Origin of the sequence: Flavobacterium sp. (assembly GCF_032153895.1) — a bacterium.
Taxonomy (GTDB): Bacteria; Bacteroidota; Bacteroidia; order Flavobacteriales; family Flavobacteriaceae; genus Flavobacterium.
Genome location: NZ_JALDYN010000015.1, coordinates 23,019 through 49,935, shown reverse-complemented (window position 1 = coordinate 49,935; position 26,917 = coordinate 23,019). Strand labels below are relative to the sequence as shown.

The 26,917-nt window shown below is 37.4% G+C and carries 13 protein-coding genes; 6 read left to right on the top strand and 7 right to left on the bottom strand.

The features are described from left to right. Positions 1–98: 98 nt before the first annotated feature. Positions 99–1,292 carry an ADP-forming succinate--CoA ligase subunit beta gene (gene sucC / locus RUH60_RS07155; protein WP_313806838.1) on the top strand — a complete coding sequence of 398 codons (1,194 nt, stop codon included), beginning with the start codon at positions 99–101 and terminating at the stop codon, positions 1,290–1,292. Positions 1,293–1,346: 54 nt separating this feature from the next. Here the strand turns inward: sucC and RUH60_RS07150 are convergent, their stop codons facing one another. After that, positions 1,347–1,874, bottom strand: a complete 528-nt coding sequence (locus RUH60_RS07150) for a DUF4269 domain-containing protein (protein WP_313806836.1) — start codon at positions 1,872–1,874, stop codon at positions 1,347–1,349. 6 nt (positions 1,875–1,880) lie between these two features. Beyond that, a complete protein-coding gene (locus RUH60_RS07145) occupies positions 1,881–2,297 on the bottom strand; it encodes a DUF1456 family protein (RefSeq protein ID WP_313806834.1) in 417 nt (138 codons plus the stop codon). Between the two features lie 74 nt (positions 2,298–2,371). On the opposite strand from RUH60_RS07145, the gene RUH60_RS07140 reads away from it, so the two are divergent. Further along, positions 2,372–2,773, top strand: coding sequence for a TerB family tellurite resistance protein (locus RUH60_RS07140; RefSeq protein ID WP_313806832.1), 402 nt, complete (start codon positions 2,372–2,374; stop codon positions 2,771–2,773). Positions 2,774–2,835: 62 nt separating this feature from the next. Here RUH60_RS07140 and RUH60_RS07135 read toward each other — a convergent pair whose 3' ends face one another. The 5 genes from RUH60_RS07135 to RUH60_RS07115 form a co-directional block, all read right to left on the bottom strand. Beyond that, positions 2,836–5,019: a prolyl oligopeptidase family serine peptidase gene (locus RUH60_RS07135; protein ID WP_313806830.1), complete on the bottom strand. Its 2,184-nt coding sequence runs from the start codon at positions 5,017–5,019 to the stop codon at positions 2,836–2,838. A 171-nt stretch (positions 5,020–5,190) separates the two neighbouring features. After that, positions 5,191–6,102: a hypothetical protein gene (locus tag RUH60_RS07130; RefSeq protein WP_313806827.1), complete on the bottom strand. Its 912-nt coding sequence runs from the start codon at positions 6,100–6,102 to the stop codon at positions 5,191–5,193. 107 nt (positions 6,103–6,209) lie between these two features. Continuing rightward, entirely contained in the window at positions 6,210–8,198 is a 1,989-nt protein-coding gene (uvrB, locus tag RUH60_RS07125) for an excinuclease ABC subunit UvrB (RefSeq protein ID WP_313806825.1), read from the bottom strand. 41 nt (positions 8,199–8,239) lie between these two features. After that, positions 8,240–9,535, bottom strand: coding sequence for a DUF389 domain-containing protein (locus tag RUH60_RS07120; RefSeq protein ID WP_313806823.1), 1,296 nt, complete (start codon positions 9,533–9,535; stop codon positions 8,240–8,242). 86 nt (positions 9,536–9,621) lie between these two features. Next, a complete protein-coding gene (locus tag RUH60_RS07115) occupies positions 9,622–10,284 on the bottom strand; it encodes a thiamine diphosphokinase (RefSeq protein ID WP_313806821.1) in 663 nt (220 codons plus the stop codon). Between the two features lie 382 nt (positions 10,285–10,666). On the opposite strand from RUH60_RS07115, the gene RUH60_RS07110 reads away from it, so the two are divergent. From RUH60_RS07110 to RUH60_RS07095, 4 genes are all read left to right on the top strand, one after another. After that, a complete protein-coding gene (locus RUH60_RS07110; RefSeq protein ID WP_313806819.1) occupies positions 10,667–12,223 on the top strand; it encodes a helix-turn-helix domain-containing protein in 1,557 nt (518 codons plus the stop codon). Then, positions 12,174–13,367 carry a hypothetical protein gene (locus tag RUH60_RS07105; RefSeq protein ID WP_313806817.1) on the top strand — a complete coding sequence of 398 codons (1,194 nt, stop codon included), beginning with the start codon at positions 12,174–12,176 and terminating at the stop codon, positions 13,365–13,367. The genes RUH60_RS07110 and RUH60_RS07105 overlap by 50 nt, the downstream gene beginning before the upstream one ends. Positions 13,368–13,706: 339 nt before the next feature. Beyond that, positions 13,707–19,883, top strand: a complete 6,177-nt coding sequence (locus RUH60_RS07100) for a T9SS type A sorting domain-containing protein (protein WP_313806815.1) — start codon at positions 13,707–13,709, stop codon at positions 19,881–19,883. A gap of 82 nt (positions 19,884–19,965) precedes the next feature. Beyond that, positions 19,966–26,838, top strand: a complete 6,873-nt coding sequence (locus tag RUH60_RS07095; RefSeq protein ID WP_313806813.1) for a choice-of-anchor J domain-containing protein — start codon at positions 19,966–19,968, stop codon at positions 26,836–26,838. The last annotated feature ends 79 nt before the right edge of the window (positions 26,839–26,917 follow it).

The window sequence follows — 26,917 nt, the reverse complement described above, 5'->3', positions numbered from 1 at the left end:
TATGAAATTGTTTCTGTGATTTCAATAAAAAACATTAGGCACATTCAATATACTTTGTTATTTTTGTGGCACTTTATTTAAAGCAAAACACATCTATTATGAATTTACACGAATATCAGGGAAAACAAATATTAGCTAGCTATGGTGTACGCGTTCAACGTGGTTATGTAGCCAACAATGCTGAAGAAGCTGTTGCTAAGGCAAAACAATTAACTGCAGAAACCGGTACAGGTTGGCATGTAATCAAAGCACAGATTCACGCAGGTGGTCGTGGAAAAGGTGGTGGTGTGAAATTGGCTAAAAACTTAGATCAGGTTCAGGAAATTGCAGGACAAATCATCGGCATGGATTTGATTACACCGCAAACGCCTCCAACTGGTAAAAGAGTTCACAAAGTTTTAGTGGCTGAGGATGTTTACTATCCAGGAGAAAGTGAAACGAAAGAGTTCTATATGTCTGTTTTATTGAATCGTGGAGCAGGTCGTAACATGATCATGTATTCTACGGAAGGTGGAATGGATATCGAGGAAGTAGCAGAACACACTCCGGAGAAAATCTTCACAGAAGAAATTGACCCAGCTGTAGGTTTACAAGGTTTCCAAGCTAGAAGAATCGCTTTCAACTTAGGATTATCTGGTGATGCTTTCAAAGATATGGTGAAATTCGTTGATGCTTTGTACAAAGCTTATATCGGTTCTGATTCATCGATGTTTGAAATCAACCCGGTATTAAAAACGTCTGATAATAAAATTATGGCTGTTGACGCTAAAGTAACTTTAGATGACAACGCTTTATATCGTCACGCTGATTTAGCTGAGATGAGAGATATCACTGAAGAGCGTCCAATCGAAGTTGAAGCGAAAGAAGCAGGACTAAACTACGTAGACTTAGATGGAACTGTAGGGTGTATGGTAAACGGAGCTGGTTTGGCAATGGCAACTATGGATTTAATTAAGTATGCAGGTTACGAGCCGGCTAACTTCTTAGACGTAGGTGGTACAGCAGATGCAAAACGTGTTGAAACGGCTTTCCGTATCATTTTAAAAGATCCAAACGTAAAAGCTATCTTAATCAACATCTTTGGTGGAATCGTTCGTTGTGACCGTGTTGCGCAAGGAGTTGTAGATGCTTATAAAAATATGGGTGACGCTATTAAAGTGCCAATCATCGTTCGTTTACAAGGAACTAACGCTGAAATCGCTAAAGAGTTAATTGATAATTCTGGTATGCCGATTTTATCTGCGGTTCAGTTCCAGGAAGCTGCTGACCAAGTAAAAGCTGCTTTATCTTAATTCAGAAAGTATATTTTGAAATATAGAAATCCCGAGTTTAGACTCGGGATTTTTTTATGGTTTGTAGTTGAGTAACGCTTCGTACGGATTACCTTCGAGTTGCAGAAGTTGTGCAAAAGCAGGTTCGGTTTTGATACCGTTTTCTTTTAGTCGAATGATTTCTTTTTTAAAACTTTCCGATTCTTTTTCCAGAATTTCCGCTTCGATAATCATGTGCCGATAGCCGTTTTGTTGCTGAACCGGAATGTTTTGCCCGAAGATTTCCACTTCAAAAGCATCAATAAGAAAGTTAGCAATTACAGTTTCAACATCATTTATAATTGTCTCAGTAATTTTAAAATCGATGTGCTTTGAAAAGCCTTTTTTTACAGATGAGATGAAATTGGCTTTATCGGTCCAATAACAAGCAATATCCAAATCGCTGTCTTTAGTAGCAATATCAATTGGAATGGTTCCAACCAGAATCGGGTTGTAATTTTTTAAATGCTCAAAAACTTTGTAATGAGTTAAAATGTCAAAGCACTGTTTTTGAAGATTATTTCCTTCAGATAAATAAGTGATTGTATCAAATTTCTTCAACACAGAAGATTACGATTTTTTATTCTTTCCGTTTTTAAACTTAACGCTTTGAACAATAGGTTCTTTTTTGGGAGCGGGTTTTCCTTTACCAATAGGTTTTTTGAAAGCTGATTTTGGTTTGTCAGTAGCAGTTTTGGCTTTTTCTTTATCGTTTTTTAAAGCTTCGGCTTTGTTCTTTTTCAGAACCTCAGTTGGATTTTTTGGGTTTTCTTTGGTTCCGCGTAGGTGAATTACTAATCCGTTTAGGAAATTGCGCAAAACCTGATCGCCGCAATCCATATATTTCGGATGGTCTTCGTTGCGGAAAAAGTTACCCAGTTCTCCTTTTGAAATTCGGAAATCGACCAATTCAAGAATTTCAACAATTTGTTCATCTCGAAGCTGAAGCGCAACGCGTAATTTTTTTAATATATCGTTATTGTTCATAATTTTGTATATCTGCTACAAAGATAGGCGTAAAGCAAACAGAAATTTGTCTTATTTTAGCAAAAAATACGATTATGGACACTTACGAAGAAAAGATCAGTTTAATTTCCGAGATGATTGCCTTTGCTGTTGTAGATGGTGAATTGCATGACCGTGAATACGATTTTCTTTGGATAGTAGCTCAGGAATTAGGCATTTCAAAACAAGTTTTTTTAGAATTGTTTGCTAAACGCGATGCTGTGAAAGTAATTAAAGACGAACATAACCGCATCATGCAGTTTTACCGATTGGCTTTATTGATGCACTGCGACGGTGTTTTGCATGACCGGGAAATCAAAGCCATCAATGAAATCGGTATCAATATGGGACTCAACCCAATGGGAATTAAAAAGACGTTAAAAGCAATGACACAATCACCAACCAAGATGATTGATCCTGAGGTTTTGTTGTTTGCTTTTATGGAACAACATAATTAATTGCTATAAATATAAAAGACGGAATGATTTCCGTCTTTTTATTCCTTAAAAGTATATTATAATTAAAACTTCATTTTTTTCGACGACTGAAATTTAGGATGACCAGTATGTTGATAAGCAAAAGTCATCAAATCGCCAATACTTTCAAAAGCTTTAGTTTTACTGTCTCCCATGCCGTGACCGGCTTCAAAATCGGTGAGGAATAAAATCGGTTTATCGGAGGAATTGGCATTTTGCAATCTGGCGGCAAATTTTGAAGGCTCCCAGGCAATTACTCTTGGATCGTTCATTCCTGCAGTGATTAACGTGGCAGGATATGCGGTTCCTTTTTTGATGTGATGAAAAGCATCCATTTCCAAAAGGGCTTTAAATTCCGTTTCATTTTTTACAGTTCCGAATTCAGGTGTGTTGCCTGGACCGTTTGGCGAATTTTCGGCTCTAACCATATTTAAACATCCCACTTCAGGAATCGCGGCTGCAAACAAATCCGGACGTTCAGTCATGGCGCGTCCAATCAAAATACCACCGGCACTACCACCGGCAATGGCAATTCGTTTCGACGAAGTATATTTTTCCTTGATTAAATATTCTGCGGAAGCGATAAAATCTTTCCAGGTATTTGGTTTGGTTGTTTTTTGACCTGCTTTGTGCCAAGTATCTCCTAATTCACCGCCACCTCTAACATGAGGTACTACAAAAATACCATCATAGGCACAATACGACAATATAAATCCGGGACTAAATCTGGGACTTAAAGACATACCATATGCGCCGTAACCCATCATAAGTACCGGATTATCACCGTTAAGTTTGGTTTTTTTGTTGTAGATGATTGAAACCGGAACCATAGTGCCATCGTGTGATTTTACCATTACTTCTTTGGAAACCATGTCTTTAAATTCTGGATATTCGATTTGTTTTGTAAGGGGTTGAAAAGTGAAATCGTTCGTTTTAGGATTGTATAAAAAACGTTTGGTAGGGGAGGTCCACCCTGAAAGCACTACCCAAATATCTGATCTGTTTTCATTAACGGTTGCTAAATCTGCAGTACCTGCAGGGAAAGGTAGTTTTAATTCGGTAGGCAGTGATTTTCCTTTTTCCAGAAAGAATACTTTTGCCTCTACACCATTTTCAGTAACAGAATAATACAAACCATCCTTTGTAATGGTAAAGCTTGTAATATTTCCATTTTTAGGTTCCTCTACAACTGTAACAGCATTGTCAAGATTTGGATTTGCAATTGGAACTTTTATGATTTTGTAATTAGGTGCGTTTTTAAAAGTCTGATAATAAAGAAAGTCTTTATCGATATTAAAATTTGTGACTTCGTCTTCTTTACTAATTAAAGTGTTCCATTTTGTGGGATTAAAATTGTTAGTGAAATCGGTTGTGTACAGCTTAAGGCGTTTGTCTACGGTAACAACCAGTGCATAGTTTTTATTCGAATTTTTATGATAATAATTTAACGGAAATTCTTCTGCTCCTATTGCTAATTCCGGATTGGTCTTATTGGATAAGAATTCTACATCCTTTTTGGGATCATCCCCAAGTCTGTGGAAAAAAACTTTTGAGTTTAATAAACGATTCACATCGGTAACATCCGCAGAATTTAAGCGCCCATAGGTAAACGAATTACCATCCGGCATCCAGGAAGGCGAACTGAACCAGCAGCGGTCATATACTTCAGGATACAGTTTTCCATTGCTGTCAATTATGAGTAATTCGGCACTTTCGGATCCGCTTGGTGCAATTTCAAATGCTACTTTATCACCTTTTTCATTCGGAGTAATCGAACTGATGCTATAATTTAAACCATCCGATTTTTTATAAGTATCCGGATCGAAAAGTAATTTTTCAGCACCTTTATATCCTAGTCTGTGGTACAATTTCCCGTTTTCTTCGGTGGCTTTTCTTTTTAAATAGAAATAATTGTCGTTTTCGGTGATTTGTAAATTGAAAATAACACTTTCACGGCGTTTGTCAAGTTCATTGAGTTTGTCAATAAGTTTTTGACGTTCCGGCACTTCATTGATTTTTGCCCGGGCATAATTGGCGTTGGATTTCATCCATTCGACAACTTTAGGATCATCAAGATTTTCGAGATAACGATACGGATCTTCAAGTTTGACACCATGATATTCATCGATGACTACTTTTTCCTGTGCGGTTTGGGGTTTTAGTTGTGCCTGAACGGCAACAATCGAACAAAGTAAGAGGCCGATTGAAAGAGTAAAACTAGTTTTCATAAACCCTTTTTTTTAAATGGATACTTGAGTGAAAAACTAGGTAGAAATGAGTGGGTTAAAGGTACAAAATAGTATTTAAACAACTGATTGTTAGGTGGTTGTATTTTTAAAATATCATAAAAAAAGGAGCTGCCTGGCAACTCCTTTCGGTTTGTTTATGTGTTTCTAAATTTAGTTATGTGTAATACTGAAACTACCATTTGTAATGTTTACGGTTTGTACACCATTGTTTACGGTGTAACTAAAAGTTCCTGAAACAGTGTTGCCACTATGAGAGGTAATTGTTATGGAGCCACTAGTTAAGTTATATTCTGGTTCGCTGTCACTATTGCCTAATCCTGCAGTAAATCCTGTATCAGTTGCAAGGTTGTAAGTACCCGGAGTTACATTTTTTGGAAAAGCAATAACGTATAATCCAGCATCAGAAGTTAATGTACCATTGTTTCCGTTTACCATAACCTGATTAGTTTCACTATTCTCCATAATTGTGATTAATTTCGAATCATCAGCATTACTGTCCATAGTAAAAGAAGCACCTCCATTTCTTGATAAACTCATAGTTCCATTCGAATAATAATTTGTTGTCATAATTTGAACATTATTTATTTCTCCGTTTGTAACTGAAATACTGTTTCCTTCAAAGTCTATAAGTGTTCCGGAAAATGTTCCAGAAATGGTGCCAGTGTCAAGGTTTAAACTTGTAATAGTAAGTGAAAAACTTCCGCCAGGTTCTGAACTTGAGAATGAATTTACTTCGTTTGAAAAGGATAGGTTAGCTGTGGAGTTTTCATCGTAATTGAAAGTTCCTTCATTAAGATCACTTGCAGGAATCATCATGTTTAGAGTGGTCATATCCATTTTAAATCCTGTAATGTTGAAAATGGTCTGATTTTCGCCAAACATTCCAAAGCCACTTAAAACTGAGGTTGCACCACCAGGCATTGAACTCCAAGATTGACCGTCAACTGTAGCGGTAATTGAAGCATCTAATACTTGATTTGGATTACTTTCATCAGAAGAACAAGAAGCAAAAAATGTTGATAAGGCTAGGATAACTGCAAAAAATCTAAAAACTTGTTTCATTATTTATAGTTTAGGGTTTTAGCAAAAATAACAAGCTATTTGATTCTTTTACGAAAAAAAGTAATTACAAGATTAATATAACAATTACAAAGTGTAATGTTGTAATATTAAATTTTTTCCTGCAACACTTTTATCTCATCCCTCAACTTCGCAGCCTGCATAAAATCCAAATCCTTAGCGGCTTTTTCCATCGATTTGCGAAGTTCACGGATTTTCTTTTCGATTTCCGGTTTGGACAGATATAAACTTTCCGGTTCATTCGCTTTATAAGCTTTATCTTCAAAATATTGCGTGGAAACAGAATTGCCAGCCAAAACATTTCCTAAACTTTTGTTCAATGCCTTCGGAACCAAATTGTTTGCCTTATTGTAACTAATTTGTTTTTCCCGACGATAAGAAGTTTCGTCAATCGTTTTTTGCATCGAGGCCGTTATTTTATCGGCGTACATGATGGCTTTTCCGTTTACGTTACGGGCAGCTCGACCAACCGTTTGTGTTAGTGAACGATGACTACGCAAGAAACCTTCTTTATCAGCATCTAGAATGGCAACCAAAGAAACTTCAGGCAAATCTAATCCTTCACGTAAAAGGTTAACACCGATTAAAACATCGAAGATTCCTTTTCGCAAATCCTGCATGATTTCCACACGTTCCAAAGTATCCACATCCGAATGAATATAACGACAACGAATCGAAACTTTCGTTAAATATTTGGTCAGTTCTTCCGCCATACGCTTGGTTAAAGTAGTCACCAAAACACGTTCATCTGCTTCACAGCGCAATTGAATTTCTTCGATTAAATCATCAATTTGATTTTCGCTCGGGCGGATTTCAATAATCGGATCCAATAATCCTGTAGGACGAATTACTTGTTCCACATAAATTCCTTCCGATTTTTGCAATTCATAATCCGCCGGTGTAGCCGAAACAAACAAAACCTGATTTTGAAGCGCTTCAAATTCCTCAAACTTCAACGGGCGATTGTCCATTGCGGCCGGTAATCTGAAACCATATTCGACCAAGTTTTCCTTACGAGAACGGTCACCTCCGTACATGGCGTGCACCTGTGAAATGGTTACGTGACTTTCATCGACTACCATTAAAAAATCATCAGGGAAATAATCTAACAGGCAGAATGGGCGAGTACCGGGCTGTCGTCCGTCTAAATATCTGGAATAATTTTCAATCCCGGAGCAATAGCCTAATTCGCGAATCATTTCCAAATCGAAATTGGTTCTTTCTTCCAATCGTTTGGCTTCTAAATGTTTACCGATTTCTTTAAAATAATCAACTTGTTTTACCAAATCCTGCTGAATTTCCCAAATTGCATTTTGCAACACATCTGGAGAAGTCACAAACATATTCGCTGGATAGATATTCAGTTTTGAATATTTTTCTATGACTTGAGCAGTTTTGGCATCAAAAGCTTCAATTTCTTCAATGTCATCACCGAAGAAATGCACGCGGAAAGGTTCGTCAGCATAACTCGGGAAAATTTCTACCGTATCACCTTTAATTCTAAACGTTCCCGGAGTGAATTCACCTTCGGTTCTCGAATACAAACTCTGCACTAAACGATGCAATAATTTGGTACGGGAAATGGTTTGGTCGCGTTCAATGGAAATTACGTTTTTTTGAAATTCCACAGGGTTTCCGATACCGTACAAACACGAAACAGAAGCAACTACCAAAACATCGCGACGTCCTGAAAGCAGGGCAGAAGTGGTGCTTAAACGCAATTTCTCTAATTCGTCGTTAATGGACAAATCTTTTTCGATATAGGTTCCTGTAACGGGAATAAACGCTTCCGGCTGATAATAGTCGTAATACGAAACGAAATATTGTACCGAATTGTTCGGGAAAAACTGTTTGAATTCCGAATACAACTGAGCTGCCAGCGTTTTGTTGTGCGCTAAAACCAGAGTTGGACGTTGTACTTCTTGAATGACATTCGCAACAGAAAATGTCTTTCCAGAGCCGGTTACACCAAGTAGAGTTTGGTATTTCTCTCCATTAATGATGCCGTTGGCTAATTTTTCAATGGCCTGTGGCTGATCGCCCATGGGTTGGTAATCGGAAACGACTTGAAATTTCATGCTGGAGCTCCTTTTTTATCGGTTTACAAAGATAAATTATTTTACTTGTCAGTTTCGATAATTAACTTGATGTTATCAATGTTTAGTCGTGATGCAAGCCATTTTTTAATGCGTTGTTCTTCTTCAGCATTGAAATTTCTTGAACTGTTAAATGACACCAAAGCCACATTTTGTACCGAATCTTTCACCGAATAACTTTTAGTTACCGCAAACGCACATCCTTTTAGTTCCGGATACAACGTGTTGACTTCTTTAAGGAGTTGATTTCCGACTAAATTCAAACTGTCTTTTTTTCTGTTTTGTTCCGATATAACTGATTGCAATTGATTAACTTGTGCCTGAAGATTGTTCGATTTGTTCAATTCGGATTCTTTAGTAAAAGTAAGTGCTTTTTGGAAGACAATGCCTGTGCTGTCGATGCCAAAGGCGTGTGCTCGCTTATAAATTTTAGATTTGTAATTATCGTCGAGGAGATTTCCGGCAAAACCTAAAGTGACTATCTTTTTTGAGGCATCGATATTGCTTTTCAAAAGATAATTACCTTCAAAAACACTGATGCTTTCAATGAATTTCTTTGATTTTTCCGTGAATTTTTCGTTCATCACCAATCCGTAACCGAAATAAATACTCGGAATAACAGTAATCAGAATAATAAACGATAAAAGTTGGTTGACGCTTCGTTTTCGCTTATCATCAATTGAAGCCCGAATTGGGAATTTCAGCAATTGACAAACCAAAGTTGAAGACAAAGCAATAAAAACGGTATTGATGGTAAATAAGTAGAAAGCTCCAAAAAAGTACGTCAAATTAGCGGTAGCCAAACCGTAACCGGCTGTACATAAAGGTGGCATCAAAGCAGTCGCAATGGCAACACCAGGAATTACGTTTCCTTTTTGTTTGCTGCTGATGGCGACAATTCCTGCCAATCCGCCAAAAAAGGCAATTAATACATCATAAATTGTTGGGCTGGTTCTGGCTAATAATTCAGAATGTGCAGCTGAAACCGGACTGATTGTAAAATATAAAGTCGAAGCAATCAAACTGGCCACGACGGCAAATCCGAAGTTTTTTAAAGCGGTTTTGAATAATGGAAAATCGTAAGTGGCAACACTGTAGCCCATTCCGTTAATCGGTCCCATTAAAGGTGAAATTAACATGGCGCCGATAATCACAGCAGTTGAGTTCATGTTCAATCCGATGGAAGCTACGAAAATCGCAAAAACTAAAATCCAGAGGTTGGTTCCTTTAAAACTGATATCTTTTGCTACTTTTTCATGAATGATGTCAAAATCGTCCAGTTCGCGCTCCAAATTCAGGTATTCTAATAATTTTTTCATGGCAAATATTTTATCAAACGATAATATACTAAAAAAATAGGGAATGGCAAAATTTCGAAAAGATAACCAGCTACAAAATACTCAGATTAATCAAGTGATTCAATCAAAAGCAAATCGCCTTCTTGATGATTTATAACTACAATTCCGTCTTCAGAAACATGGTTGCTGCTTCCGGTTCTATAGCCTAGATTCAAGCTGTAATCGTGTAAGGGATAATACAGATTTTCAGAATGTATTCCGTTTACACTTCCGATAGGAATTAAGGAAATAATGCTATCTTTTGTATACCATTTCTGAAAATGTTTAGGCAGTAAAAAAATCTTTGAATGATCGTCTAAAATCACAATTTTCAGTTGGTCACGATAACGTACAATATTGGTAATGTTAGTGATAGTGTGATCGGCTCTTTTTCCTGTTGCCCAAATAACGTTTACCGCTTTATGACCTTTTTCGATTAAATAATCGAAGGCTTTTTCCAAATCGGTTTTGTCTTGATCTGGAGTGTGGACGATTTCTATGGGATATTGTTTTTCACGGTAATGTTCGGCATCAAAACCACGGTCGAAATCGCCTAAAAGTACATCGACTTTTATTCCTAAATCTAATACGCGCTCAATAGCAGAATCAAGAACAATTACCAAAGGTGACCATTCTAGCAATTGACCAAGTAATTCGGTGCTGCACTCGGCTCCATTGGCAATGATTAAAGCGGGTTCCTGATCGTCGCGTACGATGTGGTGTGATGACATTTTAATGATGTTAATCTTCCAAAGATAGGAATTGTGACTTTGATTTCCGAATACAGAATATTAACTGGTTTAGCAAAGTATGTTGTTCCGATTAAATGTAAGTAGCAGTGAGAGAATGAAGATATACTTGAAAAGGCTGTGTTTTTGTAATAATTTATAGAAAAATAGTTATTATATTAAAAAGTATAAAAAAAACAAAAAATAGAATTTAAAAATGCAGTAATTTTGATATTATATCCCTATTTTTAGTAGCTGTTTTGAGGTTCTTTTTTTGGGAAAAAGAATGCTAATTAAAATTTGCGTATTTGCGCACTAAAATTTAATGAAATACCCTTACATAAAATTTAATCTTTATTTCGTATTATTTTTTTCAACCATCCTGATGTCATTCCGAACAGATGCTCAGACAGTTATGGGAGAGCAGGTTTTGTTTTCCGAATCTGAAAGTTTGGCTTATACGAATCCGGATGAAGGGCTTAAAGTAGCCTTACATTTACTCTCTTTAAACATATCTGATACAGAAAAAAATAAGGTTAATCTCTTAATTGCTGAGATTTATACAGTAAAAGGAGATTACAGCAATGCACTTAATTATCTTTTTAAAGTTGATGAAGAAACCGAGGATGATCCTTTTCTCCTTATAAAAGCTGCGGTTGGGAAATCGGAAATATTACGGACATTATATCTTGACAATCAGGCTCGATTCTATTTTGATGAAGCCCAAAACAGATTGCAATCTGTATCGGATTCCAATGAACTTAAAATAGGTAAATCCCTTTTGTTTCTTGAAGAAGTAGGGATGTTATTGGACAAGCAAAAATTTGATGCGGCAATTCAGCTGATTGAAAAAAATAAAACCATCATTGACGATATTTCAGATAAACATTCGGATATCTGGATGAGAATCATGATTTCAAAAGGAAAGGCTTTGTATAGTAAAGACAAGCTGGAGGAATCTATTGTTTGTTTTGAATCTGTTTTGAATCGTATTGCCAAAGAAGGTAATAAAAATGATTACGGAAAGGCTTTGGTTTTGTTAGGATTAGCCAATGTGAATTTTCAAAAAAAAGAACATAAAATTGCTGTAGCCGAGATTTTGGAGGCTATGAAAACAACTAAATTAATCGATAATGATTATTTGTCAAGAAAAATTCGACGTCAGCTCATTGCCAATTATATTGCTTTAAACGATCAGTCGAATTATAAGTTTTACAATGCTGAATTTTTAAAAATAAATACCGAAGTAGACGCAAAAGAGCAGGAATCAGTTAATACTGCACATAACCTTATTTCTAAATCATATGAAGAAAATTACAAAGGTAAAAGGGCAGATTATCTGCGTTATATGTACTTGCTTTTGGCTATATTTTTAATTGGTGCTGTGTTGTCTGCCGTTTATTGGTTTCGTGTTGTGGGCAGGCAGCGACGTCTTGAAGAAGTTATCAATTATCTAGAAATCACCAGAAACAATCTATTAACGAGAACGCGTCAAACTGAAAGTTCAACTGAAAAGAAGACTGTTAAAAAGAAATCTACAATTCCAGAAGAGACCGAACAACTTTTATTAACGAAACTCAAAAAATTTGAGAGTTCTTCCCGTTTTCTCAGTAAAGAGATGTCACTTTCAGTTTTGGCCGGTCAGTTTGATACCAATACGAAGTATTTATCGGAGATTATTAATACTCATTATGAAGTAAACTTTAATACTTATATTAACAGATTGAGAATCAGTTATATAGTTGAAAAGTTAAAAACTGATTCAAATTATTTGAATTACAAAATCAGTTATTTGGCAGATGTTTCCGGTTTTTCTTCTCATAGTAGTTTTGCTACCGTTTTTAAGTCCATTACCGGAATTGCTCCAGTGACTTTTATTGAGTTACTAACGAATGAAAATACTAACCTTAATACCGCCAGTGATGATGAAGCAAACGATTAATTTTTGGTTAGTATTGCTGCTGGTGTTTTCAGGGCTACAAATTCAAGCTCAGGATTCAAAAAGCATTGACAGTATAATTAAGGTTTCTACTTCAGAAATGTATAAAAATCCGGATAAGACAATTAAAACCGGGAATGAAATACTAAAGGCGACTAATGATGTCGATGTTAAAATTAGAGCGTATAAGTTAATTTCTGACGGTTATTCTGCTAAAAGAGATTATCAAAAATCACTTGAGTATGTAATTAAGGCTAATGAATTGCTTCCTCAAACCAAAGATAAGAGACTAAAGATATCCGTAACAACCAAAACGGGTATTCAGTATCATCAGCTTAAAATTTTCGACAAAGCGATAGAGAATTTAGATAAGGCTGAAAAATTATGTCTTGAGTATGATAAACCTGATTCCGTTCATGTGAGTCTGGCGGTTAATTATGTGGTAAGGGGGTTTATTTATAAAGAGAAACTGAATTGTGGGATAGCCATTGAATTTTTCGACCGAGGTGTACAGGAAATCATGAAATCTAAAGATGTTGTAGGAAACTCCAATGTAATAAGTATTGCAAAATATAATAAAGGGAACTGTTATTTACTGATGTCAGATACGAAGTTGGCTAAACAAAGTTTTGAGGAATCATTGCAATATGCCAAAAATATTAAAGCAGCCAGTTTGTTGGGATTTGCAGAAAAAGGTTTGGCACAGGTTTACACAATGGAAGGCGATTACAATCAGGCGATTTCGCTGTTGCATGAAGCACTTACTACTTCAAAAGAGGTTGATGATTTGATTTTAAACCAGGAAATTTACCGCGGTTTGTCTGAAAATTATCTAGCCATCAATAAATGGGATGAATACAGAAAGTACCATCAGAAGTATTTGGATATCCAAAATGAAGTTAAAGTGAGGGAACGTAAATCGGCGGGTAATTCACTTGAAGCGATTAAGGTTGAATTTGCTGAAAAGTATAAAAACGAAGTTCCCGGCATATTGTATAAAACCCTAATTGTAGCTGTAATATTGATTGTTCTTACTGCTTTTCTACTATTGTCTTCTCGAAAAAGAAAAGTAACAATTCTAAAATTAGAAGCGTCAATAAAAAACCTTCAGGGAGAAAAAATGCTTAAAGACTATAATAAAACGTAGTTTTTTAATTACTTATTTTACCTATAAATAGTACAGAATTATTCAACTTTAATAATTCTGTACTATTTTTTTATGACCATTTTTATCTTCTGAAATTATCGTGTGATTTTTTAACAATGTGTTTTTTTTATTAAAAAATCATGAAATTATTCACAATTACGTTACTCTTTTTTGAATGTTCTCTTTTTTGATTTTTACTCTCGAATCCCTTGATTTTTAAGGGTTTTTTAACATTTTTCTATTTTTGAAATTAAGGAATTCTTAAAGAATTGTGTTAATATATTAAGTATCTGTTTTTATACATTTACTTTATTGACACATCAACAAAAAGTATGAATTATGATTAAAAAATTACAACAGAGCAAAGTGATTAATCGCTTTGTCGCCTCAAAAGAAGATGGACAATTCCACAATAAGTTTTTGGCATTATTGTTTTTTTGTTTTTCAAATGCTGTGTTCTCTCAGACTACAATCATCAATCCGGCTACGGATGGAGGATTTAACTCAGGAAGCACATTTGAAGCAAACGGATGGACAGTTGCCAATCAAGGAACAGGCCCAGTTAAATGGACTGTTGGTAGCGCAGCTTCCGGAACGACTTCCGTTGGTAATACTACTGTTTCCTCAGCAACCGTTACTTTGACTGCTCCAAATGCAAGTATTGTTGTGGGGCAATTAGTGTATGGCGCAAATATTCCGGTTAATACCTTTGTACAGAGTATTGTCGGAACAACGCTTACACTTTCACAAAATGCTACAGGTTCTGCTTCTGGCATTACTTTAGGATTTGGAAAATATGCTGGAGGTATTAGTGTTGGGACTACTCAACTAACAAATGCTTCTATTGCAGCAAATACATATTCTGTTACTTTATCGGCTGCTAATCCTAACATTGTGGTTGGTATGGCAATTGCTCCAGTTGCGGGTTTTATTGATGTGAATACTTATGTTGCCAGTATCAATGGAACAACTTTAGGATTATCTAAAGCATCCATTAACGGAACGGCACTTGCTGTAGCACAAACTTTGAATTTTACAGCAACTTCATCTGCAATATCCGGTAATGCTGCTTATATCAGTAATGATAACGGAACTTCAAATTCATATGGTGGTAATTCTGGTGCTAGAACGGTATATTTTTACAAAGATGTTACTGTTCCAGTAGGTCAAAATGCAATTACACTAACTTTTGATGTGAAATCAGCACCAAGTTCAGGTGGTGGATGGCAAGTTTGGGCTGCACCAGTTTCGCAAGTTGTTGAAGGAGCAAATTCACAGATTGTAAGTGCTTTTACTTATGGAGGGGTTTGGTCTGGAGCAACTATGGTTTCGTTTAATTCAAATCCACAGGTTGCGGTTACCAAAACAACAGCATTTATTCCTGGCAGTTTTGCAGGAACAATTTTCCGATTGATTTTTACATGGACAAACAATACTTCGGCTGGAACACTTCCACCGGCAGCTATTGACAATATTTCACTTACTTCAAGAGTTTCAGAAGAAATTACCTGTGCTCATTCAGGACTTTGGTCGCAGGAAACAACTTGGGATGGCGGGAAAGTTCCAACTCCAGCAGATGTTGTTGTTTTGGATAACGATAATGAGGTGGTAATGTTGGATGCAAGATATTCAGGTTGTCAGGATTTGATTTTGGCAGGTGTGAATACACTAGTACAATATGCAATTAGTAATGTTATTGATGAATTTAGTATTAATAATGATTTAAACTTGGCGGCAAGTGGCGCTAGATTTAATAACCACGATGGAACAAATGGGAAACATTTAAAGTTAAAACACAATTTAGACGTTGGCCCTGCTGCCAGATTTGACAGTAGTCTTGGGGCTGCAACAGCTTATCAGGGAAGATTGAATCTTAACGGTTCTTTGGTTCAGACAGTAACAGTTGATCCAGCAGGTTTCTTTGGAGGTTCAACACCTGGAGTTAATGCTTTTGCCAATGTTTCAGGTACTTTAAATCAGTTGGAGGTTAATAATACTGCTACTGCTGCTTCGAATGTTATCTGGAATGCAAACGGAGTAAGAGTTAAATCGGTTTTGAATTTGTCAAAAGGTAGAGTGAATGTTACTAGTGGTAACAAATTAGTACTTGGAAACTTCAGCGCAATGCTTGGGTTAAATATTGTTATCCCATCAGGTAATGGTTTTACTGGCGGAATGGTTTCAAAATGGACTTCAACTGTAAATACGAAAGAGATTCAACCGGGAACAGAGTACCCAGGAACAGATAATAACGGTAAAGCTTTTTGGTATCCTTTTATCAGCAACACAGGTTTGGATAGATCTTTCTATTTATTACCAGATGCAGCTCCGGCTACACCGGGTGAAGTAGCGGTTACCTATACTGATGCTGCTACAACAACAGGAAGTCTTTCGATTGCTGACGGAAGTTACACAATCAACAACAGATACAATGGAAATTGGGCAGTCTCAACTCCAGACGGGAATGCTGTTCCAGCTGGACCCGCTTTAGTGTTCGCACCTAATGCAACAACTTCAACCAATAGAGTTGGGGTATATGCTAACGGAGGTTTTCAGGTTATTGATGGTTCTTCAAGACTGATGAATGCGTCTGCAGCTTTAGCAGGAACACACCAAGATGGAACAGCTACTCCTTTCGTATTCAGAAAAGAAATTCCGTTTGCGAGTTTAACAGCGGCACCGGTTTATATTGGAGCAAATGATGCTTCGGTTTTGAATATGGCTACAGCTATTACATCGGCAGCGTCAGGGGATTGGAATGTAACATCTACTTGGGTAGGAGGAGTTGTACCAACTTGTACAGATGTAGTTTCTATTGCTAACGGACATAACGTTACAGTTACAACTACAGCTAATGCATCAAGCGTAATTATTGCTAAAGGCGGAACATTGACAAATAATGGAGGATCAACAACAATGACTGTTGGTTGTGTCAATAACAAAGCAGCATTTTACAATTACGGAACTCATACAATGACCTCCGGAAACTTAAAAGTAAATGGTTTTGTTGCTCATAAAGGAGAAAGTATTTTCAATCAGTCGGGTGGTGACATTATTATTGACAGTAACAATAATGGTGATGCTGCAACTTCAGTAGCGTTTGGAGGAGCTTCTTGTAAAATAGAAACTTCTAATCTGAATTTGACAGGTGGAAAGATTACCATTGTTGACCCGTTGGTAAACGAAACAACTCCTATTACTGGTTCAACTATTGGAAATTATAATTTAAACACTGCTGGTGCAGCTGGTACATTTACTGTAAATGGTGCCGCTACAGGAAGTACTGTTAACATCACAGGAACCTACAACCTTTTTGAAATTGGTCAGGAAGTTTCAGGTCATGCTAATATTCCTACCGGGACGACAATCACAAATATTACTGTTGGAATGGCTGGGTTTCCACCGCCAATTACTTTAACATTGTCTGCTCCGGTTACTGCTGCAATTCCTGCAGGTACACCTTTGAATTTTTCGTCAATGAAGAATGGAGGGTCGACAGTAGTTCTTGAAGCGAATGCAAGTAATGCAAATCTTGCCTTAGGACAAGGTGTTTCGGGAACCGGAATTCAAGCAGGTTCAACAATTACTGGTTTGGTTTTTAATAGTAATATAACATCAAACGCTTTAGCTAAAATCACGTTGTCTTCACCTGTTACAGGTTTAGGTACATCACCTATCACTACACAAGAAACGATGACTTTTAATGCCATTTCAGAGGGTTCTTATAGTACAGTTTTAACAGTGGCAAACCCAAGTATTGTTGCAGGTATGTCTGTGAGTGGTGCCGGAATTGCTCCTGGTACTTTTGTAACAGATATTTCAGGAACAAGTTTAACATTATCAGAACCAATTCAAACTGGAGCGCCATCTCCATTGGTTATGAATTTCTCTCCGTTTAATACACTTTCGAGTGGAGCGTTCATTTACGCTTCTGCAAATCATTATGCAGCAGGCTTAAATCATACATTGCAGATAGGAGATGGAGTGTCAACTCAAAATGCAAATACTATAACGACTGGATTTAACTGTCAGTTTCAAGCGGGCGGAGGTTTATTATCATTAGGGAATTTAACTGTAGATGCACCAAACGGAGCATCAAGATTTATGAATGTTGGTAGTAACAATATCAATAACAATTACAACATGAACGTTCAGAATGCATTTACCGTAACAGCTGGTAGTGTATTCAAAAAAACTTTTGCGAATTCAGTAGTTTATGTTGGTGGAAATATTACCAATAACGGAGCGATTTACTTTCCGTCTGCAGGAACGAGTTTGCAATTGGCTAACATGATTGATGATACGGTTGTACCAACTACCTTACCACAAACAATTTCAGGTCCTGGTGTATGGGAAACGAATCAATGGTCATTAACGAACGGACCAAAAACAGGTTATGCATTACAAAGTTTAACGATTAATAATACAAATCCGGCCGGTGTAACATTACAGGTTCCGAATTTCAGAGTTTGGAGTTCAGTTACATTAACGAATGGTATTCTTCATACTTCAGCGGCTTATCCTATTTATTGTGGCCTTGAGGATGTAACAGGAACTCCATTTACGCCTGGTAGTTTTAGTGCGCCTAACGGAAGTAACACAACACACATTGATGGTCCTTGTGCACACGCTAACAAGACGGGTGGTACACTTACACAATACAGATTATTTCCAGTTGGTAAAAATGGTAAGTATATGCCTGTATATATTGCCTCTACAGGAGGAGTTGAGTTAATGGCTGAAGCTTTTGACACTAATTCAGGTACAGTAAATGCAGCAAATGCTTCTAATTTAAGTGCAGATCGTTGGAATGTTTCAAGAGTAGGTACAGCAGGTAATTTTACAGGATATAATGTAAGAATCGGATCTGCTCCAATCACTTCATCAAGTATGATTGTTCATTCAGCAACTGAAAATGGAGTATATGATTTAGTAGCTACTCCTGCATCGGCAACCAACTTTGATGGTACAACATATAGTGTGCCGGTATTGAATTTAGCTACGCCTCAAACTGGAGGGTTTTTAGGCAATTTTGCATATGCTGATGGTCCTGGTTGTACAGGAACTCCGGCTCCGGGAGCAACGATTTCTACATCAGCTTCAGTTTGTTCAGGTCAGTCAGTGACATTGAGTTTAGAAACTGCAACTACGGGTGCTGGTGTAACTTATCAATGGCAAACTTCGGTTAATGGAGGTGCTAACTGGACAGATGTTTCAGGTGCTGATGAAGCTACTTACATTGCTACACTTTATGCAGATACGATGTACAGGTGTAATGTAACATGTTCTTCGGCTACAGGAACTTCAACTCCTGTAACAGTTACGGTGACAACTTCAAGTGTTGTAGTAACTAACGGTTCAATTTGTACTAGTGGAACGGTTAACTTAACAGCTTCAGGAAGCACAATTCTTAATTGGTATGATGCGGCTTCTGGAGGTAATTTAGTAGCAACAGGTACTGCATATAGCCCAAGTGTTTCTTCAACAACTACGTATTATGTGGCTTCTGGTTCGGAAACCTCAAATGCTGTAAATACTGGTACTTATACAGGATCAGCACTTTCTACAGCTTTGTTTAAAGGAATTGCGTTTGATGTAACCAATAATATTAAATTGAGAACAGTAACTGTTTATCCGAAAAACACTGCCGCTTTAGCTCCAATTACAGTGAGTTTGTACGATGCTAATGGAAACATTGTTACAGGAACGAGTCCAGTTACTTTTATTCCAACATTAGTGACAGGGACTGTAGGTTCTACACCGCAAGTGGTAACTTTAGATTATACAATTCCTGTTGGAGTTGGTTACAGATTGGTAGCTTCTAACGGTTTAGCTGCAACGACCAATTCATTAGGAAATAGTACTGCAACAATATCATATCCAACAGGCGGAGCCCTTAAATTGACAGGAAACATTTCATCGTTGGTTGATGCGGTTAATACAACTGCTAATACAACAAACTGTTTCCATAATTTAACGTATGATGAAACATGTGAATCGACTAGAGTACCAGTTACAGCGACTGTAGTTAATACTGTTGCGCCAACCGGAGCAGCGACACAAGACGCTTGTTCAACCGGGACAATTGCAGATTTCTCAGTGACTGGAGAAACGGGAGCGACCTATACTTGGTATGATGCAGCAACTTTGGGAACTGTTTTACCAACATCAACAACTGCTGTAGTGAGCAATACTTATTATGTATCACAAACTGTTGCTGGTTGTGAAGGACCAAGATTAGCCATTCAGGCAAACGGACCATGTTTAGGGTCAAACGATTTTGAAATCGAGGGCTTAAAATACTATCCGAATCCGGTTACTGACTATTTAACCGTTTCAGCAAAAGATCCGATTACAAAAGTTGAATTCTACAATTTATTAGGACAACTTGTAAAAGTGCAAAATACTAATGATAATACGGTTCAGGTTGACTTTAATGATTTATCAGCGTCAACGTATCTGGTTAAAGTGTTTACAGAAGAAAGCACTCAAGTATTGAAAATTATTAAAAATTAATTTTTGCTTTTTATCATGTAGGGCATTTTTATAATGTCCTACATTTTTTTAAAGCTGTTTTTAACTCAGTAAAACTAAAAAAATGCAAACCGAATTACACAACTCCAATTGGCTGTTCAATTCCAGATTTTTTCTTAAGCGATTGAGAGAAAAATCATTACAAATGGTCTTGTTGGCTTTTTTACTTGGGTTATATTCAACTGATGCATCGGCTCAATTGAATTTAGAAGATTTTAGTGGAGGAATTCCGGCCACATGGGGAATTAACAGCAATCAGACCGTTAGTAACAACTGGGTTGCTTCTACACCTGCAGAAGGGTATTTAGGAACACCAGGAGCTAAAGTCAATCCAGCGTTGAATAGTACTGTAGGGACTACTGCTGAGTACTATTTAATCTCTCCTCAATTTTTAACAACTAATAATCCTGAAATTCGATTTTGGACGAAACAGGGAAGTTTTACCAATAAAGGAACTGTTTTTCAATTGCGACTTTCTACAGCTTCGCAACCGGATATCAGTAGTTTTACAACCGTTGTAGCTTCATGGACCGAAGCACAATTGAATGTGCCGGCGACCACTTATCAGGAAAAAATAGTACCGCTTACGTTACCTCAGGGAATACCGGTTTATTTGGCTTTTGTGGCAATAACAAATCAGGATGCTGCTAATCCATCAGGAACCAGCGGTGATATTTGGTTTGTAGATAATATTAGAGTAATCGAAACCTGTTCTGAAGTTACCGGAATTACATCTGCCACATCTGCAAATAGTGCCTTGATTAACTGGAATCATCCGACAGCTAATAATTTTGAAATTCAAATTGTTGAGCAAGGAAGCGGAATTGGAGCTACGGGAACTGCTGTTCCGGGACTTACTTATGACACAACAACATTAACAAATGGCAACCCATTAGAAGATGGGACTACCTATGATGTTTATATCAAAACAGTTTGTGATGCAACAACATCCAGTGGTTGGGCAGGACCTTTCCAGATTACGACTGCAACATTAGGATTGTCATGTGCTACACCAATTGTTATTCCGCAAAATGTTTCGACATCACCATATGTTTTAAGTACCAATTTGAACCTCTATCATGATACCCAAAGTTATACACCTCTGAATTCTCAAGGATTGAGTTGTCAACCTTCTGGGTCATCACAAAACTGGCTGCTTGGAGATCATGCCTTTTTAACGTATACACCAGCTACGACTGGTTTGGTTAATATTAGTATGGCTGTAAATGTGAATTCGTCGGCGGGATGTTTCAATGCTTTGTCGAGTGTTTTTATTTTCGATAGTTGTACAGTTGGAACAGCTAATTGCTTAGGATCAATTATTACAGGACAGCCATCTGGAGTAACTTCCGGTCAGATTCAAAATATGTTGATGCAAGGAGGTCAAACTTATTACTTTATAATTTCATCACCGTATCAGCAAAGTTCGGCTGCAAGTATTTGTTTTACATTTACTTTATCACAGCCTTCTTGTCCAATGCCTTCGGGATTATCTTATAACGATTTAACACAGACCAGTGCTACTTTTTCTTGGGCAAATCCACAAAATTTAGTTAGCAATTGGGAATATATTGTAAAAGAAGCTTCTCAGGGAGTTCCAAATGGAACCGATGTTGTAACACCGACAGCAACCAATACGAACAACCCAAGTATGCCATTGACAGCCGCTACGAACTATAATTTGTTTGTGCGTTCAGTTTGTGGAGGAACACCGGGAGAATGGACAGCTCCGTTAAATTTCAGAACACCTTGTAATATTCAGGTATTGCCTTATTACACAGGATTTGAAAGTTCCGGAATGAATGACTGTTGGTCACAGATTAATTTGAACAATGATGCAGATTTTTTCCATTTCGGAAACAATTCATCCAGTGAGCCTGTTGCAAAGTTGCGTACTTCAAATGCAGGAACAAACACGAATGATATTTTAGTTTCGCCTCAATTTCACTTTGACGGAGTGGATCAGAAAAGATTGAAATTCAAATATACAATTTACGGTAACTGGGGTTCTGCAAGTAATCCAAATGCTGGACCTGGTTCATTTGAAGTAAAAATGTCAACCACTGGTGTTGGTGCTCAGAATTTTACAACTACTGTAGTTCCGTTAGCTTCGTATACTACAGCGTATCAAGCAATTGAAATGATTGTGCCTTTGCCAAACGTAACGGGAGATGTTAATATCGCCTGGATAGTGCCATCGGGAGCAACACAAACAGGAACATGGATTTATATCGATGATGTTTATATTGAAAACTTACCGAACTGTTCAGAGCCTACGTATCCTGTTATAAATGCTAGTTCGATTACAACAACAACAGCAGAAGTTTCTTGGACGAACGGGTTCAATAACGGTCAGTGGGAAGTCATAGCACAACCTTTGGGAACTGGCGAGCCATCTGCACCTTATGTTCCGGGAGCCGTAGTGAATATTGTAACTACAAATCCATATACGATTACAAATTTAAGTCCATCAACCCGTTACGAATTTTATGTAAGAGCAGTTTGTTCAGGATCTACAGGAACAAGTATTTGGGCAGGACCTACCAATTTCAACACTCTGTGTATCGCACAACCGGTTCCTTATGTTGAAAGTTTTAACGATACAGATACGGCAACTAAAAAATTCTGTTGGTCAACCAATAATGTGGATAATGATGCTGCGCAATGGACTATTAATGGAACTGAGGCAACTATCCGCCCACAGGCACAAAGTCCATTTATACCATTTGTAACATACAACGATTGGTTGATTAGTGCTCCCGTTAACGCTGTGGGTCTAAAAAGAGTTCGCTTTAAATACAGAGTAACGACAACTCCATTTTTTCCAATGCCAAGAGGAAACTTTGAAGTTTTGATGTCTTCAACCCCGGATTTTAGCAGCTATACAACTTTGATTCCGGCACACGATTTTGATAATCCTGGTTTTATGGAGGATTTTGCAGTATTTACCGGAACTGGAGTAACTTATTTTGCTTTCAGACTTCCTGCGGATATGCCAAACCCAGCAGATACCGGAATCGTTGTAGTAGATGATTTTGTAGTAGAAGATATGGTATTGTGTCCAAACCCTTCAGATTTAACAGTTTCAGGAATCACGACAACTACCGCTAATTTAGGATGGTCAGCAGGATATTTGGAAACTCAATGGGAAGTTGTTGTTCAAGAAGCAGGAGAAGGAATTCCAACTCCGGGAACGGGAGAAGTTGTGAATACAAACCCAGTTTATAATGCTCAAAGTTTAAATCCGAATACCGGATACGAATATTATGTACGTGCTATCTGTAACTCGTCTGATAGTAGCGAATGGGTTGGTCCGTTTGCTTTCAGAACAAGTTGTATTGCTTTAGATACACCATTTTTTGAGACGTTTGATTCAAATTCAACATCAGAAGCTTGCTGGAAAATTTTCAACCTGAATAATGATGCTAACGATTGGAATTTAAATTCCACCGTTCAACCTATTGAAGGTGATCAAATGGCGGCATTATTCACCGGATCTAATGGTGCAAACAACGATTGGTTGGTAACGCCTACACTAAAGGCTCATGCAGGTCAGCGTTTACGCTTTTCGTACAAAGTATATCATAGTGATTTCAAAGAAGATTTGAAGGTGTTTCTTTCTACAAATGGCGCCGTTGTGAATCAGTTATCGACGCTTTTATATGAAAACAGTTATACTACAACAACTAATGGTACTGGTGTTGTAGCGGGATCTAATACAATTACTGTAACTTCGACTGAACTTAATCGTATTAATGTAGGTGATGTCGTGTATATGCAAGGTTATCCATTTGCATTCGGAACCACTGTAATTGCTAAAAATGGAGCTGTGATAACAATGTCAGCCAATGCAACTGTTACACAAACAGGTTCGCTTTATGTTGAGTTTAAAAGCGAAACAATTAATAATATGGAAGTTCGTGAAAAGGTAATTGATTTAACCAATATCACATCGCAAACCGATATTAATATTGGTTTTCATACTCCTGGTTTTCCTTCTAACCCTTGGGGTTATAGAGGACAATTAACTTTTATTGATAACGTAATTGTTGAAGATATTCCAGCATGTCCATCAGTAATTAATGTAACAACTGGAACTGTAACAGATGACACAGCTGTAGTAGATTGGGAAGCAACAGGTTCGGAATCTTCTTGGGAATTATCGGTTCAGCCTTTTGGTTCACCAGCTCCAACGGGGAACACGCTTCCTGAGTATTTACATACAGCTACAACTCATCCTTATACAATTACTGGGCTTGATCCTTCAACAAAATATGATGTATATGTGAGAGCTATTTGTAGTGGAACAGATCAAAGTGTTTGGGTAGGGCCAATTGAAATTTTAACTCGATGTGATTCTTCCAATTTATGTCAGTATACTGTTTCATTAAGTAATGGTAATACAGGACATGTGGCAGGAGGCATCAATGTAGTACAAAACGGAATCGTATTGCAAACTCTTACCTTCCCAATTGTAGCACCTAATCAACCATTGGTTATTGATTATCAGGTATTTTTGTGTTCTGGTGTAGAGTTTAATTTATACTGGGATGGTTTAGGAAGTGGTGCTCAATATTCACAAGCGCAAGCTGTTATTAGAGACCAGTCTAATAATGTTGTTTGGACGAGTCCGCTTGGTTTGGGTACGGTACATAACAATATTTATACCGGCATTCCAAGTTGTGGAACAATTACCTGTCCTCAGCCAACGAATTTGACAGTAAGTAATGCTGGAGTTCTCTCTTGGACACCTGGAGGTTCTGAAACGCAATGGGAAGTTTTTGTTCAACCATTCGCTAATGGAACGATTGCGCAATCAGGAGTTATTGTCAATACACCATCATACACGCCTCAAGCCTCTGATTTCTTCTATCCAATGGGAGCAACTAACGAATTTTTTGTGAGAGCAATTTGTAGTGATACCAATAAAAGTTATTGGTCAGGACCCAAAGCCTATGTTAGAAATGATGAAGCTTCTACGGCAATTGCACTTCAGGTTAATACTGATGGTAATTGTGATGAACAGGGAACTATGGCATCTTTTATTGGGGCAACCGCTTCAAGTGACGCAACATCTTGTGACGGAGTGAACGGAGGAGATATTTGGTATGAGTTTGTAGCAACATCAAAAGTGCATACTGTTGAATTGAGTAATTTCAATCCGGGGAGTTATTATGGTAGTAGCTTCCAAGGACCTTGGCCAAAAATCATATTATCACTTTATGAAGTGCAGACAGATGGTACTTTAATCGAAAAGGCTTGTAGTGAAAATAATTCCTTAATTGCAGCTTATTCTTCTGAATTGGTAGTAGGAAACACTTATAAAATCAGAGTTAAGTTGGATGGAACTACACCAAACGATAAACGTTTTGATATTTGTGTGAGCACACCATCTGATATTTGTGGCATGGATGCCTTCAATTACGACTTTGAGAAACTTTCGATGCAAGTTGTGACAGGTGTTACAGCTATTATTGATGCTAAAGTAACTCCAGGATGGAGAGTAAATACAAACAGAGGAACAATGTTTTTTCAAGAAGCGAACAATTCGATGAATGTTACTCCATATTCTGGTGGTCAATGTGTCCAATTAATTCAAGATGATGCTGCAGATTGGAATCCGGCTGATCCAAACATTAAAGGATTGTATAAAGATTTTGATACATCCGAAATCACCGTGATGGATTTTAGTTTCGCCAGCGCAACCAGACAGACAACCGGAACCGGAACAACGGTTAAGTTATTTGCTGGACCACCTTCAGGACCATTTGCAGAAATTGCATCAGACCATGCCAATAGTTTGGTTTGGGAATTGGTTCAAGGCAGCTATTCGGTACCTTCAGGTCAGACAACAACACGATTTATTTTCCGTGTAGAAGGAAATGCAATTGGTCACGTTATCGATGCCGCAAATTTCAAAGCTGATACTAGAGTTAAAAATGCATCTATTACATTAGATTGTAGTAGCACATCAACTTTAGTTGAAGCCGAAGGTATTGGAGAATGGGTAGCAGACGCAGCAAATCCTGCACCAACAACTATAGATACTCCGACTGTTACATCAGCTACAGTTTCTGGGTTCAATATTGCTGGAGAATATCTTTATCATTGGAAAACCCGTTATTGCGAATCTACAGTTACAATAACCTATCAAGGAATTACTGAAGTTCCAACTGTTGAATCTCAAGTGGAATATTGTTTAAATGTTGTAGCAAACGCTTTAACAGCAACTCCGCCTGCAAATCATACTTTGTTATGGTATACACAAGAATTCGGTGGGACTGGTTCTACAACAGCACCAATTCCTGATACTTCACTTCCAGGAACTACAATCTATTATGTAAGTGCAGTAGATGTTAACGGTTGTATCGGGCCAAGAGTTGCTATTGAAGTAATCGTTAATGATGCAGTTGCTTCTGAGGTAGTATTTGCTTATGATAAAGAAATGTATTGCGTTGGTGATTCCTCAACCATTACAACTGCTGACGGATTTACAACCGGAGGAACATTTAGTGTAACACCGTCTGGTTTATCATTGAATACTTTAACAGGTGCTTTGGATATCAGTTCCAGTGCAAATGGTATTTATACAGTTACTTACGCTATTGATGAATATGTTAACGGATGTAATCTAGCCGGTTCATACAGTGAAGTAGTAACCGTTGACGTTTCATGCGGATTCATTCCAAAAGGAATTTCTCCTAATGGCGATGGACAGAACGACGAATTTGATCTTACCGGATTAAACGTTAAGCAGTTGACGATTTTCAACCGATACGGAACCGAAGTGTATTCGTATGGAGAAGGTTATCAGAAGCAATGGACCGGAACTTCTAAAAAAGGAGATAAATTACCTGACGGAACTTATTTCTACAGTATTGTGAAAGGAGATAATTCAACAGTAACCGGTTGGGTTTATATCAATCGCGAACTTTAGATATACGTTATAAGGTTTGAAATGAAAACAGTCTGTTCAATTTGAGCAGACTGTTTTTTTATAGGACATTTTTTAGACA